The sequence below is a fragment of the Rhodopirellula halodulae genome (assembly GCF_020966775.1).
Lineage (GTDB): Bacteria > Planctomycetota > Planctomycetia > Pirellulales > Pirellulaceae > Rhodopirellula > Rhodopirellula halodulae.
Map to the genome: position 1 here is coordinate 371,832 of NZ_JAJKFV010000011.1, position 17,092 is coordinate 388,923.

General features: G+C 56.0%; 16 protein-coding genes. 4 read left to right on the forward strand and 12 right to left on the reverse strand.

Going from position 1 to position 17,092, the window contains the following annotated elements:
- Positions 1 to 143 precede the first annotated feature (143 nt).
- Positions 144 to 2,780: an ammonium transporter gene (gene amt / locus LOC70_RS09965; RefSeq protein WP_230253454.1), complete on the forward strand. Its 2,637-nt coding sequence runs from the start codon at positions 144 to 146 to the stop codon at positions 2,778 to 2,780.
- A gap of 41 nt (positions 2,781 to 2,821) precedes the next feature.
- Here amt and LOC70_RS09970 read toward each other — a convergent pair whose 3' ends face one another.
- The 6 genes from LOC70_RS09970 to LOC70_RS09990 all read right to left on the reverse strand — a co-directional run bounded on the left by LOC70_RS09970 (position 2,822) and on the right by LOC70_RS09990 (position 7,481).
- Positions 2,822 to 3,040: a DUF5989 family protein gene (locus tag LOC70_RS09970; protein ID WP_230253455.1), complete on the reverse strand. Its 219-nt coding sequence runs from the start codon at positions 3,038 to 3,040 to the stop codon at positions 2,822 to 2,824.
- A 7-nt stretch (positions 3,041 to 3,047) separates the two neighbouring features.
- The gene (locus LOC70_RS09975; protein WP_230253456.1) at positions 3,048 to 3,455 is read right to left on the reverse strand and encodes an SxtJ family membrane protein; all 408 of its coding nucleotides are present in this window, start codon (positions 3,453 to 3,455) and stop codon (positions 3,048 to 3,050) included.
- 9 nt (positions 3,456 to 3,464) lie between these two features.
- Positions 3,465 to 5,291 (reverse strand): carbamoyltransferase family protein, encoded by a 1,827-nt coding sequence (locus LOC70_RS09980; RefSeq protein WP_230253457.1) that lies wholly within the window; start codon positions 5,289 to 5,291, stop codon positions 3,465 to 3,467.
- Entirely contained in the window at positions 5,288 to 5,416 is a 129-nt protein-coding gene (locus LOC70_RS24265; RefSeq protein ID WP_255715867.1) for a hypothetical protein, read from the reverse strand. Before LOC70_RS24265 ends, LOC70_RS09980 begins: the two co-directional genes overlap by 4 nt.
- 40 nt (positions 5,417 to 5,456) lie before the next feature.
- On the reverse strand, positions 5,457 to 6,827 hold the full coding sequence (gene thrC / locus LOC70_RS09985) for a threonine synthase (RefSeq protein WP_230253458.1): 1,371 nt from the start codon (positions 6,825 to 6,827) through the stop codon (positions 5,457 to 5,459).
- A 174-nt stretch (positions 6,828 to 7,001) separates the two neighbouring features.
- A complete protein-coding gene (locus tag LOC70_RS09990; RefSeq protein ID WP_230253459.1) occupies positions 7,002 to 7,481 on the reverse strand; it encodes a hypothetical protein in 480 nt (159 codons plus the stop codon).
- Between the two features lie 350 nt (positions 7,482 to 7,831).
- Here LOC70_RS09990 and LOC70_RS09995 point away from each other — a divergent pair, with 350 nt between their 5' ends.
- A complete protein-coding gene (locus tag LOC70_RS09995; RefSeq protein ID WP_230253460.1) occupies positions 7,832 to 8,923 on the forward strand; it encodes a substrate-binding domain-containing protein in 1,092 nt (363 codons plus the stop codon).
- A gap of 207 nt (positions 8,924 to 9,130) precedes the next feature.
- Positions 9,131 to 9,328: a hypothetical protein gene (locus tag LOC70_RS10000; protein WP_230253461.1), complete on the forward strand. Its 198-nt coding sequence runs from the start codon at positions 9,131 to 9,133 to the stop codon at positions 9,326 to 9,328.
- 80 nt (positions 9,329 to 9,408) lie between these two features.
- Here the strand turns inward: LOC70_RS10000 and LOC70_RS10005 are convergent, their stop codons facing one another.
- Entirely contained in the window at positions 9,409 to 10,167 is a 759-nt protein-coding gene (locus LOC70_RS10005) for a metallophosphoesterase family protein (protein WP_230253462.1), read from the reverse strand.
- Between the two features lie 4 nt (positions 10,168 to 10,171).
- Positions 10,172 to 10,930 (reverse strand): metallophosphoesterase family protein, encoded by a 759-nt coding sequence (locus LOC70_RS10010; protein ID WP_230253463.1) that lies wholly within the window; start codon positions 10,928 to 10,930, stop codon positions 10,172 to 10,174.
- A gap of 109 nt (positions 10,931 to 11,039) precedes the next feature.
- Here LOC70_RS10010 and tsaB point away from each other — a divergent pair, with 109 nt between their 5' ends.
- Positions 11,040 to 11,876, forward strand: a complete 837-nt coding sequence (tsaB, locus tag LOC70_RS10015; protein WP_230253464.1) for a tRNA (adenosine(37)-N6)-threonylcarbamoyltransferase complex dimerization subunit type 1 TsaB — start codon at positions 11,040 to 11,042, stop codon at positions 11,874 to 11,876.
- A 25-nt stretch (positions 11,877 to 11,901) separates the two neighbouring features.
- Here tsaB and LOC70_RS10020 read toward each other — a convergent pair whose 3' ends face one another.
- The 4 genes from LOC70_RS10020 to LOC70_RS10035 form a co-directional block, all read right to left on the reverse strand.
- On the reverse strand, positions 11,902 to 13,611 hold the full coding sequence (locus tag LOC70_RS10020) for a BamA/OMP85 family outer membrane protein (protein WP_230253465.1): 1,710 nt from the start codon (positions 13,609 to 13,611) through the stop codon (positions 11,902 to 11,904).
- Positions 13,608 to 15,056 (reverse strand): BamA/OMP85 family outer membrane protein, encoded by a 1,449-nt coding sequence (locus tag LOC70_RS10025; RefSeq protein WP_230253466.1) that lies wholly within the window; start codon positions 15,054 to 15,056, stop codon positions 13,608 to 13,610. The genes LOC70_RS10020 and LOC70_RS10025 overlap by 4 nt, the downstream gene beginning before the upstream one ends.
- Before the next feature lie 202 nt (positions 15,057 to 15,258).
- Complete coding sequence (locus LOC70_RS10030) at positions 15,259 to 16,098, reverse strand: hypothetical protein (protein WP_230253467.1); 840 nt, start codon at positions 16,096 to 16,098, stop codon at positions 15,259 to 15,261.
- A gap of 119 nt (positions 16,099 to 16,217) precedes the next feature.
- On the reverse strand, positions 16,218 to 17,048 hold the full coding sequence (locus LOC70_RS10035; RefSeq protein ID WP_230253468.1) for a phosphoenolpyruvate hydrolase family protein: 831 nt from the start codon (positions 17,046 to 17,048) through the stop codon (positions 16,218 to 16,220).
- Positions 17,049 to 17,092: the final 44 nt, after the last annotated feature.

The following is a 17,092-nucleotide window of genomic DNA, read 5'->3' on the forward strand; positions in this document are numbered from 1 at the left end:
TCTTGCGCTGTCCCGCCGTTCGTATTGAAGCGTTCGTTGGTCACTTGTGGCGGCGAGGGCGGAGCAGCCTTTGTGTGATCTGAATCCAACAGAGCACAAAGCACGAGCAGAGAACGATGGGGCATTTGTCTTTCCCAAACGCGATGCGCGCTCTCGCGCAAGCCGACTCTTTCAGCAACGAAAACCACCAAGCAGATTGGCTCGTTCTTTGCGCCGCCATCGTGCTGCTGATGCAAGCCGGCTTCATGTGCTTGGAATCAGGGTTGGTGCGAGAAAAGAACTCCATCAATACCGCAGTGAAAAACCTGACGGACCTGCTGGTCTCGGTGTGTTTCTATTGGATCGCCGGATTCGCCTTGATGTTCGGCACAACCTCGTTGGGTTTGGTGGGGACGGGTCAGTGGATGCCTGACTTCTCGTCCACTGAATCTTTGGCCGCTTTTTTTCTGTTCCAAGCGATGTTTTGTGGAACGGCAGCCACGATTGTCTCGGGTGCGGTCGCGGAACGCATGCGTTTCCACGGATACCTGCTGACCTGTGCTTTGATTGCAGTCTTCATCTATCCCGTGGTGGGACACTGGGCATGGGCCAGTGGAGTGGACGGCGTCAACCAAGGCTGGCTAGAGAACATCGGCTTCCGCGACTTCGCTGGCAGTACCGTGGTGCACTCGGTTGGCGGATGGGCAGCCCTCGCAGCTTGCATCGCGATCGGGCCTCGTCTGGGAAGATTTCGCGGGAACGGTCGGGTTCGCGAAATTCAACCCAGCAATTTGACATTGGCATATCTGGGAACGTTCATCCTTTTCTTTGGCTGGTTCGGATTCAACTGCGGCAGCACGCTGCAAGTCAATCGCGACATCGCGCCCATCGCGGTCAACACATTGCTCGGAGGATGTTTCGGAGGCATCTCAGCGGTGTTGATCTCTTCGTTGCGACTCGGAGTGCCAGAACCAAAATCCATTTGCAATGGATTGCTTGGCGGACTCGTGTCCATCACCGCGGCAGGCAACATGATCGACCCCCGATCGGCCGCCATCATCGGCGCCATCGCGGGTGTAATCGTAATTTTGTCAGAGTGGCTACTGCTGAAGTTCAAGATCGACGATGCTGTTGGGGCGATTCCTGTCCATGGTTTTTGTGGAGCCTGGGGCACCATCGCATTGGCGGCTTTCATCCACGAGGAATCCCTTCCCGCACACACGAGCCGCTGGGAATTCTTCTCGATTCAGTCCCTCGGTGTGACGGCAACGTTTGCGTATGTCTTCGGTGGAATCTATGGCTTGCTTCGTTTGCTGCAGTGGTGCTATCCGTTGCGAGTCAAAGCCAAAACGGAACAAATCGGGCTGAACGTGGTCGAACACAATGCCTCCAGTCGCCTGCTGGACCTGGCAGTCAGCATGGATTCAGCGGCCAAATTGAAACGCTTGCATCCGGATTGCAAAATCGCACCGGAGTTCGGCACGGCGGTGGGAGATTTGATCGCAAGCTTCAACCAAATGGTCGACCAGATCTGCAACGATCAATCAGCTCTCGAGGCAGCCACCCAACGAGCGGAATCGCTCACCGTGATCTTGGACGAATCGCCCAACGAGATTGTGATCATTCATGCGGAAACGGGACGAATCGTCAGCATGAACTGCGGTGCCAGAGCGAACATGCAGTGGGACGAAGACGAACTCCCTGAACTCATGTTCGAAGACTTGTTCGAGACGGGTTTTCAAACACTCCAAGAATTCCGCCACTCCGAATTCAACGGCGACCGAGCCTTCACTCAACGGACCGTGAGTGCCCTCCGGAAAGATGGCTCGAACTACCCGGCCTCAATCAGCGTGCAACACGCTGATTTCCTCGACCAGCAAGTCCTCGTCATTTTGACGGTCGACATGACTGACCAAGAACAGATGAAGGAGCGTCTGCATGCGGCGGAGAAGATGGAAGCCATTGGGCTGCTCGCATCAGGAATTGCCCACGAAATCAACACGCCTCTCCAAAGCATCACTGGAAACGTCGAGTTCATTCAAGACTTCCAGTCAAACATCCAACACATTCTGACGGAACTTTCGGCCCCGACCTGCAGCGATGCTCAACGCAAAGAATTGGCATCGCAGATCGGAACTCGGCGTTGGTCGCGATGGATCAACGAAAGCGGGGAGGCTCTCGAAGAAACACAAGATTCCATCGGTCGAATTGTCAGCATCGTCAACGCGATGCGAGTGCTCACTCATCCCGGCGCGAACACAAAGGCCAGCGCGAACCTGAACGAAGTCATCCGCAATGCCGCCGCAATTTCACGTCCCCGCTGGCGAGACGCAGCCGCGATTCACTGGGGCTTGTGTGAATCGGAACCGCTGATCGAATGCCATGCCAACGAACTGGCCCAAGTTTTCTGCAACCTGTTTGTCAACGCTGGGGACGCCATTCGTGAGAAAATGCGTGAACAGAATAGCGATTGCCTCGGTGAAATTCGCGTGGTGACAACCGTCGACAGCAACGGACTGAAAATCGCGATTTCGGACACCGGAAACGGGATGCCCGAATCCGTCCGCCGACGCTGCTTCGAACAGTTCTTCACCACCAAACCCGTGGGACAAGGCACGGGGCAGGGTCTCTCGATCGCCTATCAAATCATCGTGGACCGCCACGGAGGAACCATGGAAGTGACATCGGACGGATCCAACGGGACTCAGTTCGACATCTGGATTCCGGCGGAAGGCATGTCGAGCAACCGGGACGCTCAATCGAACAATCCATCAACGCAATGTGTCGACCAATCGTGCTAACGCTGCCATCCATCGTGACCTGAACGCAAGTTTCGGATGGCTTAAAACAGCGTGTAGATGAATGGGGCGGCACCGCTGGTTGCCATGATGCTGATCACCCCGACCAGCAACAGTGAACCAAGCAACGGGATCAGCCACCACTTCTTGTTCTCCCGCAAAAAGAAGAAGAACTCCTGCACCAATCCCACCTCCTGTTGCTGGGATTCTCGTTCGAAGGCATCGGACGAATTGGATTCAGATGGCGATTCGTTGTCGGTCATGGATTCGTCAGAATTGCTTGAAGTATTGTTCTGCGGCGACGTCTTGTTTTCGGTCTTGCCAGGTGCTCGCGTGGTGTCTCTCACGCAAACGCAACGCATCATGCCCCACCACACGCAGCGCCATTGCCAAAGGTGTCAACACGACGAAGTAGATGGCACCAAACAACAGATGCCCGACCAAAAACGCGAGCGGGAAGGTGAGCCACTGCCAACCGCGAATGATTTTTTCCTGGGTGGCGGGCAGTGCATAGTACACCGAGGTCGTGACCACGGCGCATCCAACCAACAACGCCGAGGGCCAAACACCCAACGACCGCGACAACCAAGCGAATATCAGCAATAGCAACCCCAGCGAAGCTCCAAACCACCGTCGCATGGATGGACTGGGCGCGGCCGATAGATCAATCAAAGGCATGACGAGACCTCAATCCGGGGCAAGATCACTCAGGTAGGTCTGACTGGACTCCACCGCCGCAGTCGGCTGCTCACTCCGGAGCATCAAATGGTTACCAACCACCAAAGCATCCATCTGCGTTGCCAGAAAACAACGATAGGCGTCCGCTGCCGTGCGAACGATCGGCTCGCCACGAACGTTGAAACTGGTGTTGATCAACGCTGGGCAACCGGTCCGATCGTGAAACGCTTTCAACAAGGCATGAAACCTTGGGTGCCGCTGTTGGCTGACCGTTTGGACGCGTGCGGAGTAGTCGAGGTGGGTGATCGCTGGCAAATCACTCCGCACTTGTTTGACTCGTTCGATTCCACTTGCCTCCGCGGTCGACTTTCGACGATCAGGATTCACATCGAACGTGAACAGCATGTAAGGGCTCTCGACATCTTCGGGCACTTCAAAACACTCCGAAGCATGCTCCTTCAACACCGACGGTGCGAATGGACGGAAGGATTCTCGATACTTGATCTTCAAATTCATCGTCGTCTGCATTTCAGAATCGCGGGGATCTCCCAAAATGCTGCGGGCTCCCAAGGACCTCGGACCAAATTCCATCTTTCCTTGAACCCAACCCACCACGTTTCCCGTGGCCAATAGCTCGGCAACTTCACGATCCAAATTCGCGGGATCGTCGAACGATCTCACAACGGCGCCCTGTGACTTCAGTTGCTGGATCTCTTCGTCTTCATCAATGGCGGGTCCCAACAGAGTTCCCCGCTGAGCGTCCGAGGGATTGACGGCACGTTCGTTCCGCAGCAATTCATGCCAGATCAACCAAGCCACGCCTAGCGCGCCACCGGCGTCGCCCGCAGCCGGTTGAACCCAGATCCGGTCGAACGGACCTTCACGAAGCAATCGTCCGTTGGCGACACAATTCAATGCGACACCACCTGCCAAGCACAACGAATGTAACTTGGTTTGTTCGTGGACGTATCTCGCCAATCCAAGCACCAACTCTTCCGTGACCAACTGAATACTCGCGGCGATATCCATGTCGACTTGCCGGACCGGAGCCTCCGGTTCACGACGCTGCACGCTCAGCAAACGTTCCAGTGCAGCACCCGTCATCCGCAGCGTGTGCGGAAACGTGAAGAAGTCCATGTTCAATGAATAGCTGCCATCCTCGTGCTGGCATACCAATCGATCACGAATGACCTCCGCGAATTTTGGCTCGCCGTAAGGTGCCAACCCCATCAGTTTGTATTCGCCGGAGTTGACGCGGAACCCACAGAAATAGGTGAAAGCGGAATACAACAATCCAAGCGAATGCGGAAAGCGAATCTCTTGCTTCAAACGCAAACGCGCCCCTTCACCAACACCCCAACTCGTGGTTGCCCACTCGCCAACACCATCAATCGTCAGCACGGCGGCCCGCTCAAACGGACTGGGATAGTATGCACTCGCCGCGTGCGATTCGTGGTGCTCGCAAAACACGATGCGGCGCTGAGTCTTTCCGCCAAGCTGCTTTCGAATTTCGCGGGGAAGATGAAGTTTGGTCTGCAACCAAGACGGCATGGCTCGCGAAAACGAGCGGTAACCACGTGGAGCGTAGGCCAGATAGGTTTCGAGCAGACGCTCGAACTTCAACAACGGTTTTTCATAGAAACCGACGTAATCGATATCAGAGACGCTGGCCCCAATCTCATTCAGACACCCTTCGAGCGCGAGCGACGGAAAGGCAGCATCATGCTTCTTCCGAGTGAATCGTTCTTCACTTGCGGCCGCCACCACCTTGCCGTCCTCCACCAGCGCCACCGCGGAGTCGTGGTAGAAGGCAGAGATTCCAAGGATAAGTGTCATCGCCACATTGTAGCTGGATACGCTTCATCGAGGGACTCCGCATCCAGGAGTAACAAGGCTCCCGCCCAAGACGCGACGTTGATGAACGAAGGCCCCTGCTTCTCGACACCAGCAAACGGCGGCATCGAGAGTCAGGATTCATTTTTCAGCCGCTGTGCCAGACAACTAGGAAGCGTGGCTTTCTAAACGGCGAGCGATCTCATCTTTCACCGCGTTGGCATCCGCGGGCAGGTGAGTGGCTGGGTTGGCAAGGTTGCAATCGATGCCCTCCAGCTTTGATTCGTGATAACCAACCTTAAAGTCCGTGAACTTCAACCCGTGAGCCGTGCTAATCACCACGGTCTTGTCTTGCGACTTGATCGTTCCACGATCGATCAGCTTCTTCAGCACCGCCAAAGCAACACCGGTATGCGGGCAGGTAAACATGCCGGTCAGGTCCGCTCGAGCACAAGCATCGGCCAATTCACCCTCGCTGGCTTGCTCCACAATCCCGTCGGTTTCTTTGACGGCCTTGACCGCTTTCGCGTAGCTGACCGGATCACCGATTCGAATCGCGTTGGCCAGCGTGTCTTGAGCGGTGACGCTGACCTTTTCTTTGAATCCCTGTTTGTAAGCCTCGTAGAACGGGTTGGCACGTTCGGCCTGAGCCGCGACCAAACGAGGCATCCGATTGATCAGCCCCAGATCCATCATCAACTGGAACCCTTTGTAGAGCGCACTGATATTCCCCAGGTTACCCACGGGAATGATGATCCAATCAGGCACTTCCCATTGAAACTGACGCACCATTTCGATGCCGACGGTCTTCTGACCTTCGATCCGCAGGCTGTTCATCGAGTTTGCCAGGTAGATCGAATTGTCCCTGGTGACTTCTTGCACGATTTTCATGCAACCATCGAAGTCGGTGTCCAGAGCCAACACGTGAGCCCCATTGGCGACCGGCTGAATCAACTGGGCCGTGCTGACTTTTCCCGCGGGCAAGAAGATGACCGCGGGGATTCCGGCATAAGCCGCGTAGGCCGCCAGTGCCGCGCTGGTGTCGCCCGTGCTCGCACATGCCACCGCTTTGACGCTGCTTCCCTGCGCCATCATTTGTTTAACGACGCTGACCAGCACCGTCATGCCCAAGTCCTTGAAGCTGCCCGTGTGGCTGTTGCCACACAATTTGATCCACAGATCGGGTACGCCGAGCTGGTCACCGAGACGCTCCGCCCAGAACAAGTTGGTGTTGCCCTCGAACATGCTGACGACATTCTCGTCGGCCAATGATGGCACCACCCATTCCCGCATTCCCCAAACACCGCTGCCGTACGGCCACTTGGAAGTGCTGGCACGCGAATCAAAGAGTTGCTGCCACTGGTAGGCGTTGCGTTTTTTCAGAGGTTCTCGCTCGTGATAGACCTCCAGCAGACTGCCGCAACTAGGGCAGGTGTAGATCACGTCGTAGATCGAGTGTTTGCCGCTGCAACCTGAAATGCAACGAAAATAGGTGGTTTGGTGATCCACGTTGGGCTGGGACTCGACGGCGAGTGACATGAGGAGATCCTGATGCGATGAAATGAGGGGCCGACATTATGGTCACAGCCCCGCAGCAGGCAAAGGGCGAACGCCTCATTCTCAGCGTTTGAGCCAACCGCTGAAAATGAATCACTTTCGCCCTCAAATCGCGTCGCCTTCACGATCGGTCGGGTGCCCGAATAAGCTGCCTGCTCAAGGGTAGTAATAGGGCCGACCAACGCCGTAATAACCAGGCGCGACATAGTAGGTCCCGGTCCCGAATCCGATCGTGCCTCCGGGCCCCACACGGAATCCAGTCCCACTGACCGATCCAGGTACGTATCCGTATCCATAGCTGCGATACCCGTATCCGCTGTAACCACCGTATCCGTAGGTCGGAATTCGATTCAAAACCCGGCGGGGAATCCGGTTGGTATAGGTGTATCCGCTGCCGGTGGAACGAGGCGTGACCGCGGGACGCTGCACCGTGTAGTTATTCTGCGGCAGCCCTCCTCGCTGAGAAATGATGCTGCTACCGCCACGATCAAATCCGTTGCTCTGAATTCCATATCGATAGCCCTGTGCCGAAGCATCCTGCGACAGAACCACGCTGGCAACGACTGCCACCGCGAGCCCGCCCACCCACGTGAATTTCGAGCTGAAACGCGGCCGCGTTTGTAGAAAAGTGTTCATTGCAAACCTCGACAAAAAGAGAAGAAACAGCAGACATGCCCGTCGCCGTACCGTTCGCCATTTTAGGCGTGACGACCACGACGGTCCTCTTAAGAAATGACCGCAACAACGCATTTCCCCGCCAATTGATACCGAACTCTCGCCTGAAAACCTGAAATCCAGACAGCCAATTTCCACGAAACGGCCGCTTCAACTGCAAGCAATCTCGATCGAGCGACTCTGCTAAACTGAGCGTTTCTCACGATCCATCGGATGAGCATCACCTGAGTCGACCGGGACACGGGCAGTGCGGAATCCCAAAATCGTGGCCAAGCGTTTAACAGACTTTTCCTCTTTTTCGATTGATCGGCATGGTTCGAATTTGGTTGGGATGCGTTGGTTTGATCTTGCTCGTTGGATGCAGCAAATCAAATTCCACTTCGGTGAGCACGGCTGAAGGTGGCGGCGATACCGCGGCGGAAGTGGTGGATGCCGACGGTTTCCCCAAACAATGCGGCAACTACACCGTGCTGGGAATCCTGACGGACAACCAAGACAATTCGAAAGCCAAAGAGAACGCCGAAACCACCTTGCTTCGACATCCCGACGTCGCGTGCATGGTCGGACTCTGGAGCCAGAACACGCCGATGATTTTGGCCGCTTTGCGAAGCAGCGACGCTCTGGGCAAGGTTCAGGTTGTTGGATTTGACGAACACCCCGACACTTTGGCGGGCATTCGAGAACAATCCGTTTATGGAACGGTGGTCCAACAACCTTACGCGTTTGGTTTCCGAAGTGTGCAATGGCTGACGACGCTCGCCACCGGAGGCCAGGTCGAAGTTCCCGACAGCGGAATGATCATCATCCCTCACCGATCCATCACCGCCGACAACGTCAGTGAATTCGCGGCCGACGTCGAGAAGATGAAATCGGGCGAAGGTCCGATCTTGTCGGGTGACGAAACGATCGACGGCAAAGGCATTCGCGTTGCTTACATCACGAACTCACTCGATCCGTTTTGGACTCTCGCCGATGCGGGCTGCAAACGAGCCGCCGAAACCTTTGGCTGCGAGGTCGACGTGCAAATGCCGTCCACTGGGACCATCGAAGAACAAAAACGATTCCTGGAATCCAACGTGGCCGCCAAAGTTGATGGAATTGCAATCAGCCCGATCGACCCCGAAAACCAAGTCGCCATGATCAACGAAGCTTGCCAGGCCACCACGGTGATCTGCCAAGACAGCGACGCCCCAGCATCCCGACGGGAATTTTATTTGGGCACCAGCAATTACCTCGCCGGACGCGCCGCGGGGAAACTGATCCAAGAAGCAATTCCCGAGGGAGGCGAGGTGATGTTGTTCGTTGGAAAAATGGAAGTGCTCAACGCCCAAGAGCGAAGCCAAGGGATCATGGACGAACTGGCGGGCAAACCCATTCCAGCCATTCTTCAAAACGCGAATTGACGCGTCGTTGTTTTGCCAAGGCGGGTACGACCGTTCGTCGGATCGATACAACCGTTGCGATCGGATCGGTCGCCGTGCAAGGGCCACTGTTTTGTTCAGCTCGGCCGGAGCCACACCACCCGAACGTTCGAAACGTGACGTAGGTTTGCTTAGCGAGCCAAAGTGTGTGGCTCATTGCGCCCAGCCAATCTCTTGAAGAGTTTGACCATGAACGCCATTCCTCCCGCGGTCCAGCAAGTCTTGCAGGCACGCCAGGACGCGACTCAGACGCAAATCGATGTCGCTTTGCTCGGACAGAATCTGGACGTGCAGAAGCAAACCGGCGATGCGATCGTCCAAATGATCAGCGAAGTCGTCGACGTTCAAAAGCAATTGGCCAGCGGCCACATTGACGTCCGAGTCTGAGGACGCGACATCGCGTTGAGCAAGAGGCTCCGCGATTCAGCAAGTCCCTTATCCAGCGGGACATTTCTTCAACCGCGAGCTCAGCGGCCTTCGCGAAGGCGATAGCCCAGGAAGTTATCGAGTTCCGCTTCTGCTTCGATCGCCTGAACCGTTCGCTCGATGTCATATTCGACTCGGCGGAACATCACTACATCCGGTTCAACAACGACGTAGCAACTTCGTGGATCACCGTCGCGCGGCTGCCCGACGCTGCCGACATTGATCATCAACTTCGCATTGGGGTCCGCCAACGAATAACCCGTTCCGGTATCGGCGGGCCGCACAAATCGCTGCTCCATCGTGAACACTCCCGGCACGTGCGTGTGCCCTTGGAAGCAAACTCGCGGCACGAGCGAAAACAGCTTCTCCATCTTCTTTGAGTTCTGGGCGTCTTCCGGAAAGACATATTCGTTCGTGGGCCCACGAGGTGAACCGTGCACGAACAACCAGTGATCCTCACGAACCGTTCGCGGCAACCCACACAGATACTCAACGCGTCGGCGACTGGCACCGGGGTCGTCACCGGGCTCTTCCAATTTGCTGCGGGTCCAAAAAATGGCCTGCTCGGCGGCCACATTGAATCCTTCCGGGTCAAATAGCGAACTGCTGTCGTGGTTGCCCAGCACGCAAAAATCAAACCCCATGACCGTGTCGAGACAAGCACATGGTTCCGGGCCGTAACCCACCACATCGCCCAAACACACGATGCGGTCAACTTTTTGCGTTTCGATATCGGCGAGGACGGCTTCCAGTGCGGACAGGTTGCCGTGAATGTCACTCAGAATGGCGGTACGTGTCACCCGATCAATGCCCTCGTTTCAAACGATCGCCCAAGGCATCGTCCAGATCGGGTTGTGCGTAGATTTTCTTGGCCGTTTGCTCGATGTCGTATTCCACTCGGCGATAGGTGACCGTCTTCTCGTCGGTATCGAGCACCACGTAGCATGAACGATTGTTTTCGTCGCGAGGCTGACCAACACTGCCGACGTTGAACATCAACTTCTGGTTGCCCAACCGAAAGACATGGTCACTCTCATCCGGCGTGATGAATTCACATTCGGTCGTGAACACGCCGGGAAGGTGAGTGTGCCCCATGAAGCAATACTGTTCGACTTTGCCGAACAGAATCTCCATTTTGCGGGCATCATAGACGTATTCCGGGAACACGTATTCGTTGGTTGGATCCCGGGGGGAACCGTGTACAAACTTGTAGTCGCCGTCGTTGAAGTAGCGTGGCAACTCGCCCAAGAAATCCCAACGAGCGTTCATCTGAGCCGGGCCACCTTTGCCGCTATCCAGCTCATCGCGAGTCCAATAAATCGCTCGCAACGCCATCGGATTGAACCCGTCAGGATCAAACAAGGCGGCTTGATCGTGGTTGCCAAGGATGGTGTGCTTGCAGCGACGCATCACCAGATCCAAGCACTCGCACGGGTTGGGGCCGTAGCCGATGATATCGCCCAGGCACACAACTTCCTGAACACCGACCGTGTCGATGTCTTCCAGAACCGCCTGCAGAGCTTCCAGGTTCCCGTGGATGTCGCTGATCAACGCTCGCTTCACAAAATTCCTCGGTCACCTCACCTGGATGCTGGCCTGAACAACGATCATTGTAGTCTGGACTAAATTTGCACGACAATCCCACGCAACCGCTTCCCTTCATTCTCTTCCAATGAATTCTCGCCCCGACGAATCTTCGCCATCCCGCGAGACCTCATCGCACCACAGCGCAGCTTTGGCCGGCGTCGGATTAGCACTCGAAGTCATCGGCCGCGAAGGCTCCGTCGCCCGAATTGAAAGCGGACGCATCACTCATGCGGAGAACCTACCGCCCGAAACGCGCGCGACCGCTTCGTTGACGCCGGCACTGCAACGACTGCTCGATCAACACAGCCATGGAAACGGAGAAAAGGCAGGCAAGAGCAGCGACGAGTCGCCGCCCGTGGACTTCGTCGCCGTGGCGAATGGCCCGGGTTCTTTCACGGGACTGCGGATCGCCGCAGCCACAGCCAAAACGCTGGCTTATGCCTGGGGCATCCCCGTCGTGACCATCGACTCGCTTTCCGTTTTGGCCAACGCGATCGAATCATCCGAACTGGAACCGGAAACCGCCCCCGAGTTGCTCGTTGGCTTGGATGCCTACCGCGGACAAACGTTCGCAGCTTCATTCCGGTTGACGCTGGCGAAATCGTCTCGCCCCATTTGGAAGTTGAACGGACCCATCGAACTTCTCAGCCGACCAGCCTGGCTGGACCGTCTGAAAGCGACTCCAACCAAAAGCCTGATCACCGGGGACGCTGTCAAAGAAGACCTTCCGATCGATCACCTGAAACATTTTCCACCGACCGAGATCTACGCCGAAACATTGGCTCGAATCGCCGAACCCAAGTTCCAGGCGGGCGATGTCACGGATCCCATGTCCGTTTTGCCGGAGTACTTTCGCCCCAGCGCCGCGGAAGAGAAAGCTTCCGCGAATCAAGCGACCAACCCATCGCCCACCAAACCGTGAAGCGTCACGTTGCCCGCTGGCAAGATTATCGAATCGCACTCATGTAGAAGCTGAACATTCGCTCGTCGTCGAATTCGGATTTGGCGACGGGGAACGCGAAGTCAAACGCCAAAGGTGCCGGCCCCAACATCGGAATTGCGACGCGGAAACCAAAACCAGGTGCGACTCGGAAATTGTCCGCATCGATTTCGATGTCTTGCTCCACCGTGCCAAAGTCCACAAAGGCGACTCCGCGAAATGCATCGTCTGCCGTCAGCGGGAACATGTACTCGACCGTGTTCAGCCATTGGAACCGACCACCGACTTCGACGCCGTTGATGACGGGACTGGCACCACGGAAATCGAAACCACGAATCGTTGAATAACCACCGGCGAAATAGTTTTCGAAGATAGGCGTTTCATCGCCGCTGAACCCGAGTTGAGTTCCAAACGACAAGGTTTGTTTTCCCGAACCATCCGCCCGCTCTCTCAGCAAGAAGTATTTGCGATACTCCGCTTCAAAAGTCGAGTAGTCGAAATCACCGAACGTTTGTTCGAAGCTCAATTCAAAGTAGTGGCCGCGACTGGGTTGCAGCGGACTATTGCGAGTGTCATGGATCAGCGACGCCATGCCCGAATACAGAGCGTTGTCGCCGACCACATCGTTCAGTTGCTGAACTGTATTCACGCGAGGATCGCTGATCTCGACATTTTGCCCGCTGAAGCCGACTGATACCGAAAGGTCAGGCGTCACACGATACCCAAAGCTGGCACGACCACCCAAGCGGTTCTCGTCCCAATCGTTGAAGTTTCGGTCGTAGAGAAAACCACTGAGCGACATGCTGATGGGCAAGTAACCCAACAAGTTCGGATCTGCGAACTGCAAGGTGTACCGTTGAAAGTCGCTACCGGGTGCCGCTTCCAATCGGAACGTTTGGCCGGCACCACGAAATGCGGTGCCGCTGAACATGTCGCTGAACGAACGCGGCCAACGACTGATGTCGAAGTTGCGTTCGTCAATGGTGATCTGGCCGGTGACACCGGCGTCGCTGTTGACGGCACCACCAAACATCAAACGTCCGGTGCGAGCCGGATAACCTTGGATGATCAAGTCCGCTTCACGAACCGTGGGCTGCGTGACAACTGGTGGAGCCAAATTGGGCGAAGACGGGAACGAATCCTGGAGCGGCCCGGACAACGTCCCTCCGCCTTGGTAGGTCGTGCCTCCGGAATAGGTCGGTGCCGCGTAGGGATTGGACGCACCTGGTTGTGCAGCACCGTAGCTGGGTTGTGCCGCACCGTAACCCGGTTGTGCCGCACCATAGCTAGGCTGAGCTTCACCGTAACTTTGCTGAGGAGCCCCGTAGGTGGGCTGAGTCCCATAGGCCGATTGACCGTAAGCGGATTGGCCGTAGGTACTGGCCCCAGCGGATCCTTGCAGCGATGGCGGGGCCGCGTAGGACGATGGCGGAGCTGGAGCCGGATAACTGGTTTGTGCGTTGGCGTCATTGACCGGTGAGATCACACCCTGCGAAAAAACCATGATTGTCGCAAGGAATGCAATCACGCCACGTCGTCTCGCGAAAGCTTCCGTTTTGGCAAACGGCGTGCTGGCGGAGATCAACGTCTGGGCCAATGACGGATTGTCGTTGACCGAGTCGGAGGCGTCTGATTCATTCGGTGGGGTCACAGCACGCATCCATGACATGAAGCGGAACTTGAATGGTCGGTGAAACGGGTTGGTCTTCGGGTTCATCGCAGCGATCCCTCCAACGGCTTCACAATGATGTCCGGGGGAGCAGCGATCGATGGGTTGGTTTCCAACAGGTTGCTACGTTCGATTCGGTTTCGCCCCGTTTCCAATTCGCGTCGATCAATGAGGTCGCCTTCTCGCAACTCCAGCAAGTTCAGCATGGTGGTCTCTTTCATCAAATGGGGTTCGCCATCGATTTCGACGCGGATGCTGCCAACCTTCCATTGATCGCCTTCGGTGATTTCGTAGACCAGATCCACAATCCCGCTCTCATCACGCATGATGGTCTTGGGATCGACTTCGGCGTAGATGAAGCCCAACTCGCCATAGCCATAAACGATCTCGCCGATATCTTTTCGCATTGCGGTGCCGCTGAAGACGTCTCCGGCCTTCAACTCCATTCTTCGCCGCAATGATTCTTCGGTGATGTATTCATTCCCAACGATTTGAACGTCGCCGATGCTGAAACGAGGTCCTTCGTTGACGACATAGACCACCGTCAACCATTTGCCGGTGTCGTCGTACTCGAAACGTCGTCCCACCGTGGCGGTCAAAAAGCCAAGGTTGTGGTAGTAGGATGCCAACACATCCACGTCGCCGTCGATCTTTTTGATGTCCGCGACGTTACCGAGATAGCTCATGAATCCGAGCATCGGACCCCGGCTTTGAATGACTTTCTTCAGCCGTGATTCGCTGACGATCGAACAACCTTCGATCTTGATGTCCGCGATGCGTTCTTTGGGGCCTTCATTGATTCGAAAGACCACCGCGTTGGCGTCGTCGGGCAAACCCACCGACGCCACGATGGATGCTTGGTTGAAACCTTCTTCGTGGTAGTAATCCATCAATCGACGCTTGCCGGTTTCGATGGAAAACTGGCTCAGCGGATCGCCATCATTGATTCCAGAACGCCCCGACAATTCGCGATCATTCATGCGATAGTTGCCGTGGTAAATCACTTGGGAAACCAGTGCTCGTTCACGCAAGTAGAACGTCACCAAGACGCCTTTTTGCGGGGCCGGGTTTGATCCGTTGGATTGCGTGTGCCGTTCTTCGATCTCGAACGTGACGTTGTCGAAGGATCCCATGTCGTTCAATCGACCGACATCGGACAACACCGTTTCTTCGCTGTAGAACCGACCTTTGCGAGTTTGCAGCTCAGCAAGAATGGTGGTCGTGCTGATGACTTGGTTGCCGATCACTCGAACGTCGGCCACGATCGCATCACCATCTTCACGACGCAGGGCCATGCCGTCGCGGTTGTGGATGTGGTCGCGAAATTTGGGTTTGGTTTCCGCTGCGGGAGCTTGAGCTTGTCCACCGCCCATACCGCCGCCACCGAATTGGGCATGCAGCGTCTTGGGTGAGCAGGCGATGGCCACGCAGCACACAAAACCCGCGATGAGACGGCCTTTTGCGAAGTTGCAGCAAGAGAGTCGAGACGGCATGAGCAGCCAGTTCCGTGGCACGAGAAACGAGTATCTCCCCGTCTCTACCAATGGTTCCTGGCGTGCCACAAGGCGAATACGCCCACTCGCATGAACTTCAATCAAGTTTGCAGGAAGAAATTTCGTCGTGAAACTGATTCGTGAATTTCACGACACAGCGGTGTGAAACTCATTCCGACAACGTCGCACCCTCAGTCCCGTTTCACGCCGCTCCGTGCTTCACCAGCTTGTCCTTGAAAGACTGGAAAAAGCTTCGGTCCTTCGCGTACTGATCCGGATCCATTTGATTCTTGAAATAGTCCAGATAGTCGATCCAGCCCTGAGCCTCATCGACGTACGAGTACCCTGGATCGGTCATCGGATTGACCCAATCAGGATCGCCGGGTTCACGTTGTCCCACGATCTGGCCGTCACCATTGGTGATGAAATTCGCCGTCAGCACCGGCAGCTTCATTCGCAATTCATAGATCGCCCGCTCACCCCACGACATGCCCTCCGTGGCCTCGTCCCAAGCCGCCGTGACCTCCGGTGATGTCGTGCTGTCCGGGAACCGGATCGAGTTGGCAATTCCGGACTGAGTGATGCCATCGCGATTCAAGTCAACTTGAGCCGCCGGCGGCACCAGCAGGTTCAATGCGCCCTCTTCACTCAACGAGTTCACTTGAATCGGGTCGACCAATCCATGAATTGCCTGCACGGTCTCGAGCGATTCCTGATCGAGACCGCCGAGGAACTTCTTTGGCGCCGCGTACCCACCTTGTTCATAGGCGTCCGACAGGACACCGGCGAACGAAACGCCCAATGCATCCGCGTCCTCAGTTGCCTGGTAGCGTCCCAAACGCTCCACGCGATACCAATCCGTCCACGACTGCTCGATCTGGGATTCGAGTGGCACGTCGGAGGACAACGGTTCAGCGTTCGCGTAACCATCTCGTCCGAATTGATTCAGAACCTCGCTGAACACGCTCTGAACGTTTTGGTTTTGAACCCGCCGATGGTCATCCAACGTCACCGGTCCGGTTTGTCGATGGTCGATTCGCACTTGAGATTCCAACTGTCGCGTGAGAAGTGCCCTGCACGTCTATCGACCGAGAATCGGGTTCCGTTTGACGGGATCAATCCAAAGCGACGAATTTTCGCGTCGTCAAATTGCCCACTTTGTCAGGGAGTGAGTTTCAGCTCCACGAATCGTCGAACTTGCTCCGTGATCGCACGCTCGGTCGGCAAGCGTTCCATCGAACTGGCACCGTAGAACCCGTCAATCGGACAGCGATCCATCACGTACTGAGCGTCGTCAGGCTCGGCAATCGGCCCTCCGTGACACAACACATACACATTCGACCGAACGGATCTCGCGGCTTCTGCAATTTCGTTCACCGCTCGAACACTGTCGTCCAACGTCATCGCGGTTTGAGCTCCAATGGTTCCCGAGGTCGTCAGCCCCATGTGAGCGACGATCACATCCGCTCCCACCGAAGTCAGCTCGCGAGCCTGCGAAGCATCAAATGCGTACGGCGTGGTCAGCAAGTCCATGTTGTGCGCCGCCGCGATGCATTCGATCTCCAAAGCGAAACTCATCCCGGTCTCTTCCAAGTTCGCGCGGAAGGTTCCATCGATCAAACCAACGGTCGGGAAGTTCTGCACGCCCGCATAGCCCAGTGATTTCAGCTCATGCAGAAAGTGATCTCGCAACAGAAAAGGATCGGTGCCGCAAACCCCCGCCAAGACCGGCGTGTGCTTCACCGCGGTCAAAACCTCCGGTGCCAACTCCTTCACGATTTCATTCGCGTTTCCGTAAGGCAACAAGCCCGACAAGGATCCCCGTCCCGCCATCCGGTAACGCCCCGAGTTGTAAACGACGATCAAATCGATCCCGGCCGCTTCTTCGCACTTCGCCGAGATCCCCGTTCCAGCTCCGCCGCCGATGATCGGCTGACCGGAGGCACGCTTTTTCTCAAAACCAGCCAGGATGGATGCTCGGGAATGACTCATAGGAAACTGTTCGACACAAAAACGAGACGAGAAGCAGACAAGTT

What these genes read in the sequence shown, in the direction of transcription:
- amt (WP_230253454.1), top strand. Translation starts at nt 144, where the DNA reads ATGCGCGCTCTCGCGCAAGCCGACTCTTTCAGCAACGAAAACCACCAA.
- LOC70_RS09970 (WP_230253455.1), bottom strand. Translation starts at nt 3,040, where the DNA reads ATGACCGACAACGAATCGCCATCTGAATCCAATTCGTCCGATGCCTTC.
- LOC70_RS09975 (WP_230253456.1), bottom strand. Translation starts at nt 3,455, where the DNA reads ATGCCTTTGATTGATCTATCGGCCGCGCCCAGTCCATCCATGCGACGG.
- LOC70_RS09980 (WP_230253457.1), bottom strand. Translation starts at nt 5,291, where the DNA reads ATGACACTTATCCTTGGAATCTCTGCCTTCTACCACGACTCCGCGGTG.
- LOC70_RS24265 (WP_255715867.1), bottom strand. Translation starts at nt 5,416, where the DNA reads ATGCCGCCGTTTGCTGGTGTCGAGAAGCAGGGGCCTTCGTTCATCAAC.
- thrC (WP_230253458.1), bottom strand. Translation starts at nt 6,827, where the DNA reads ATGTCACTCGCCGTCGAGTCCCAGCCCAACGTGGATCACCAAACCACC.
- LOC70_RS09990 (WP_230253459.1), bottom strand. Translation starts at nt 7,481, where the DNA reads ATGAACACTTTTCTACAAACGCGGCCGCGTTTCAGCTCGAAATTCACG.
- LOC70_RS09995 (WP_230253460.1), top strand. Translation starts at nt 7,832, where the DNA reads ATGGTTCGAATTTGGTTGGGATGCGTTGGTTTGATCTTGCTCGTTGGA.
- LOC70_RS10000 (WP_230253461.1), top strand. Translation starts at nt 9,131, where the DNA reads ATGAACGCCATTCCTCCCGCGGTCCAGCAAGTCTTGCAGGCACGCCAG.
- tsaB (WP_230253464.1), top strand. Translation starts at nt 11,040, where the DNA reads ATGAATTCTCGCCCCGACGAATCTTCGCCATCCCGCGAGACCTCATCG.
- LOC70_RS10020 (WP_230253465.1), bottom strand. Translation starts at nt 13,611, where the DNA reads ATGAACCCGAAGACCAACCCGTTTCACCGACCATTCAAGTTCCGCTTC.
- LOC70_RS10025 (WP_230253466.1), bottom strand. Translation starts at nt 15,056, where the DNA reads ATGCCGTCTCGACTCTCTTGCTGCAACTTCGCAAAAGGCCGTCTCATC.
- LOC70_RS10035 (WP_230253468.1), bottom strand. Translation starts at nt 17,048, where the DNA reads ATGAGTCATTCCCGAGCATCCATCCTGGCTGGTTTTGAGAAAAAGCGT.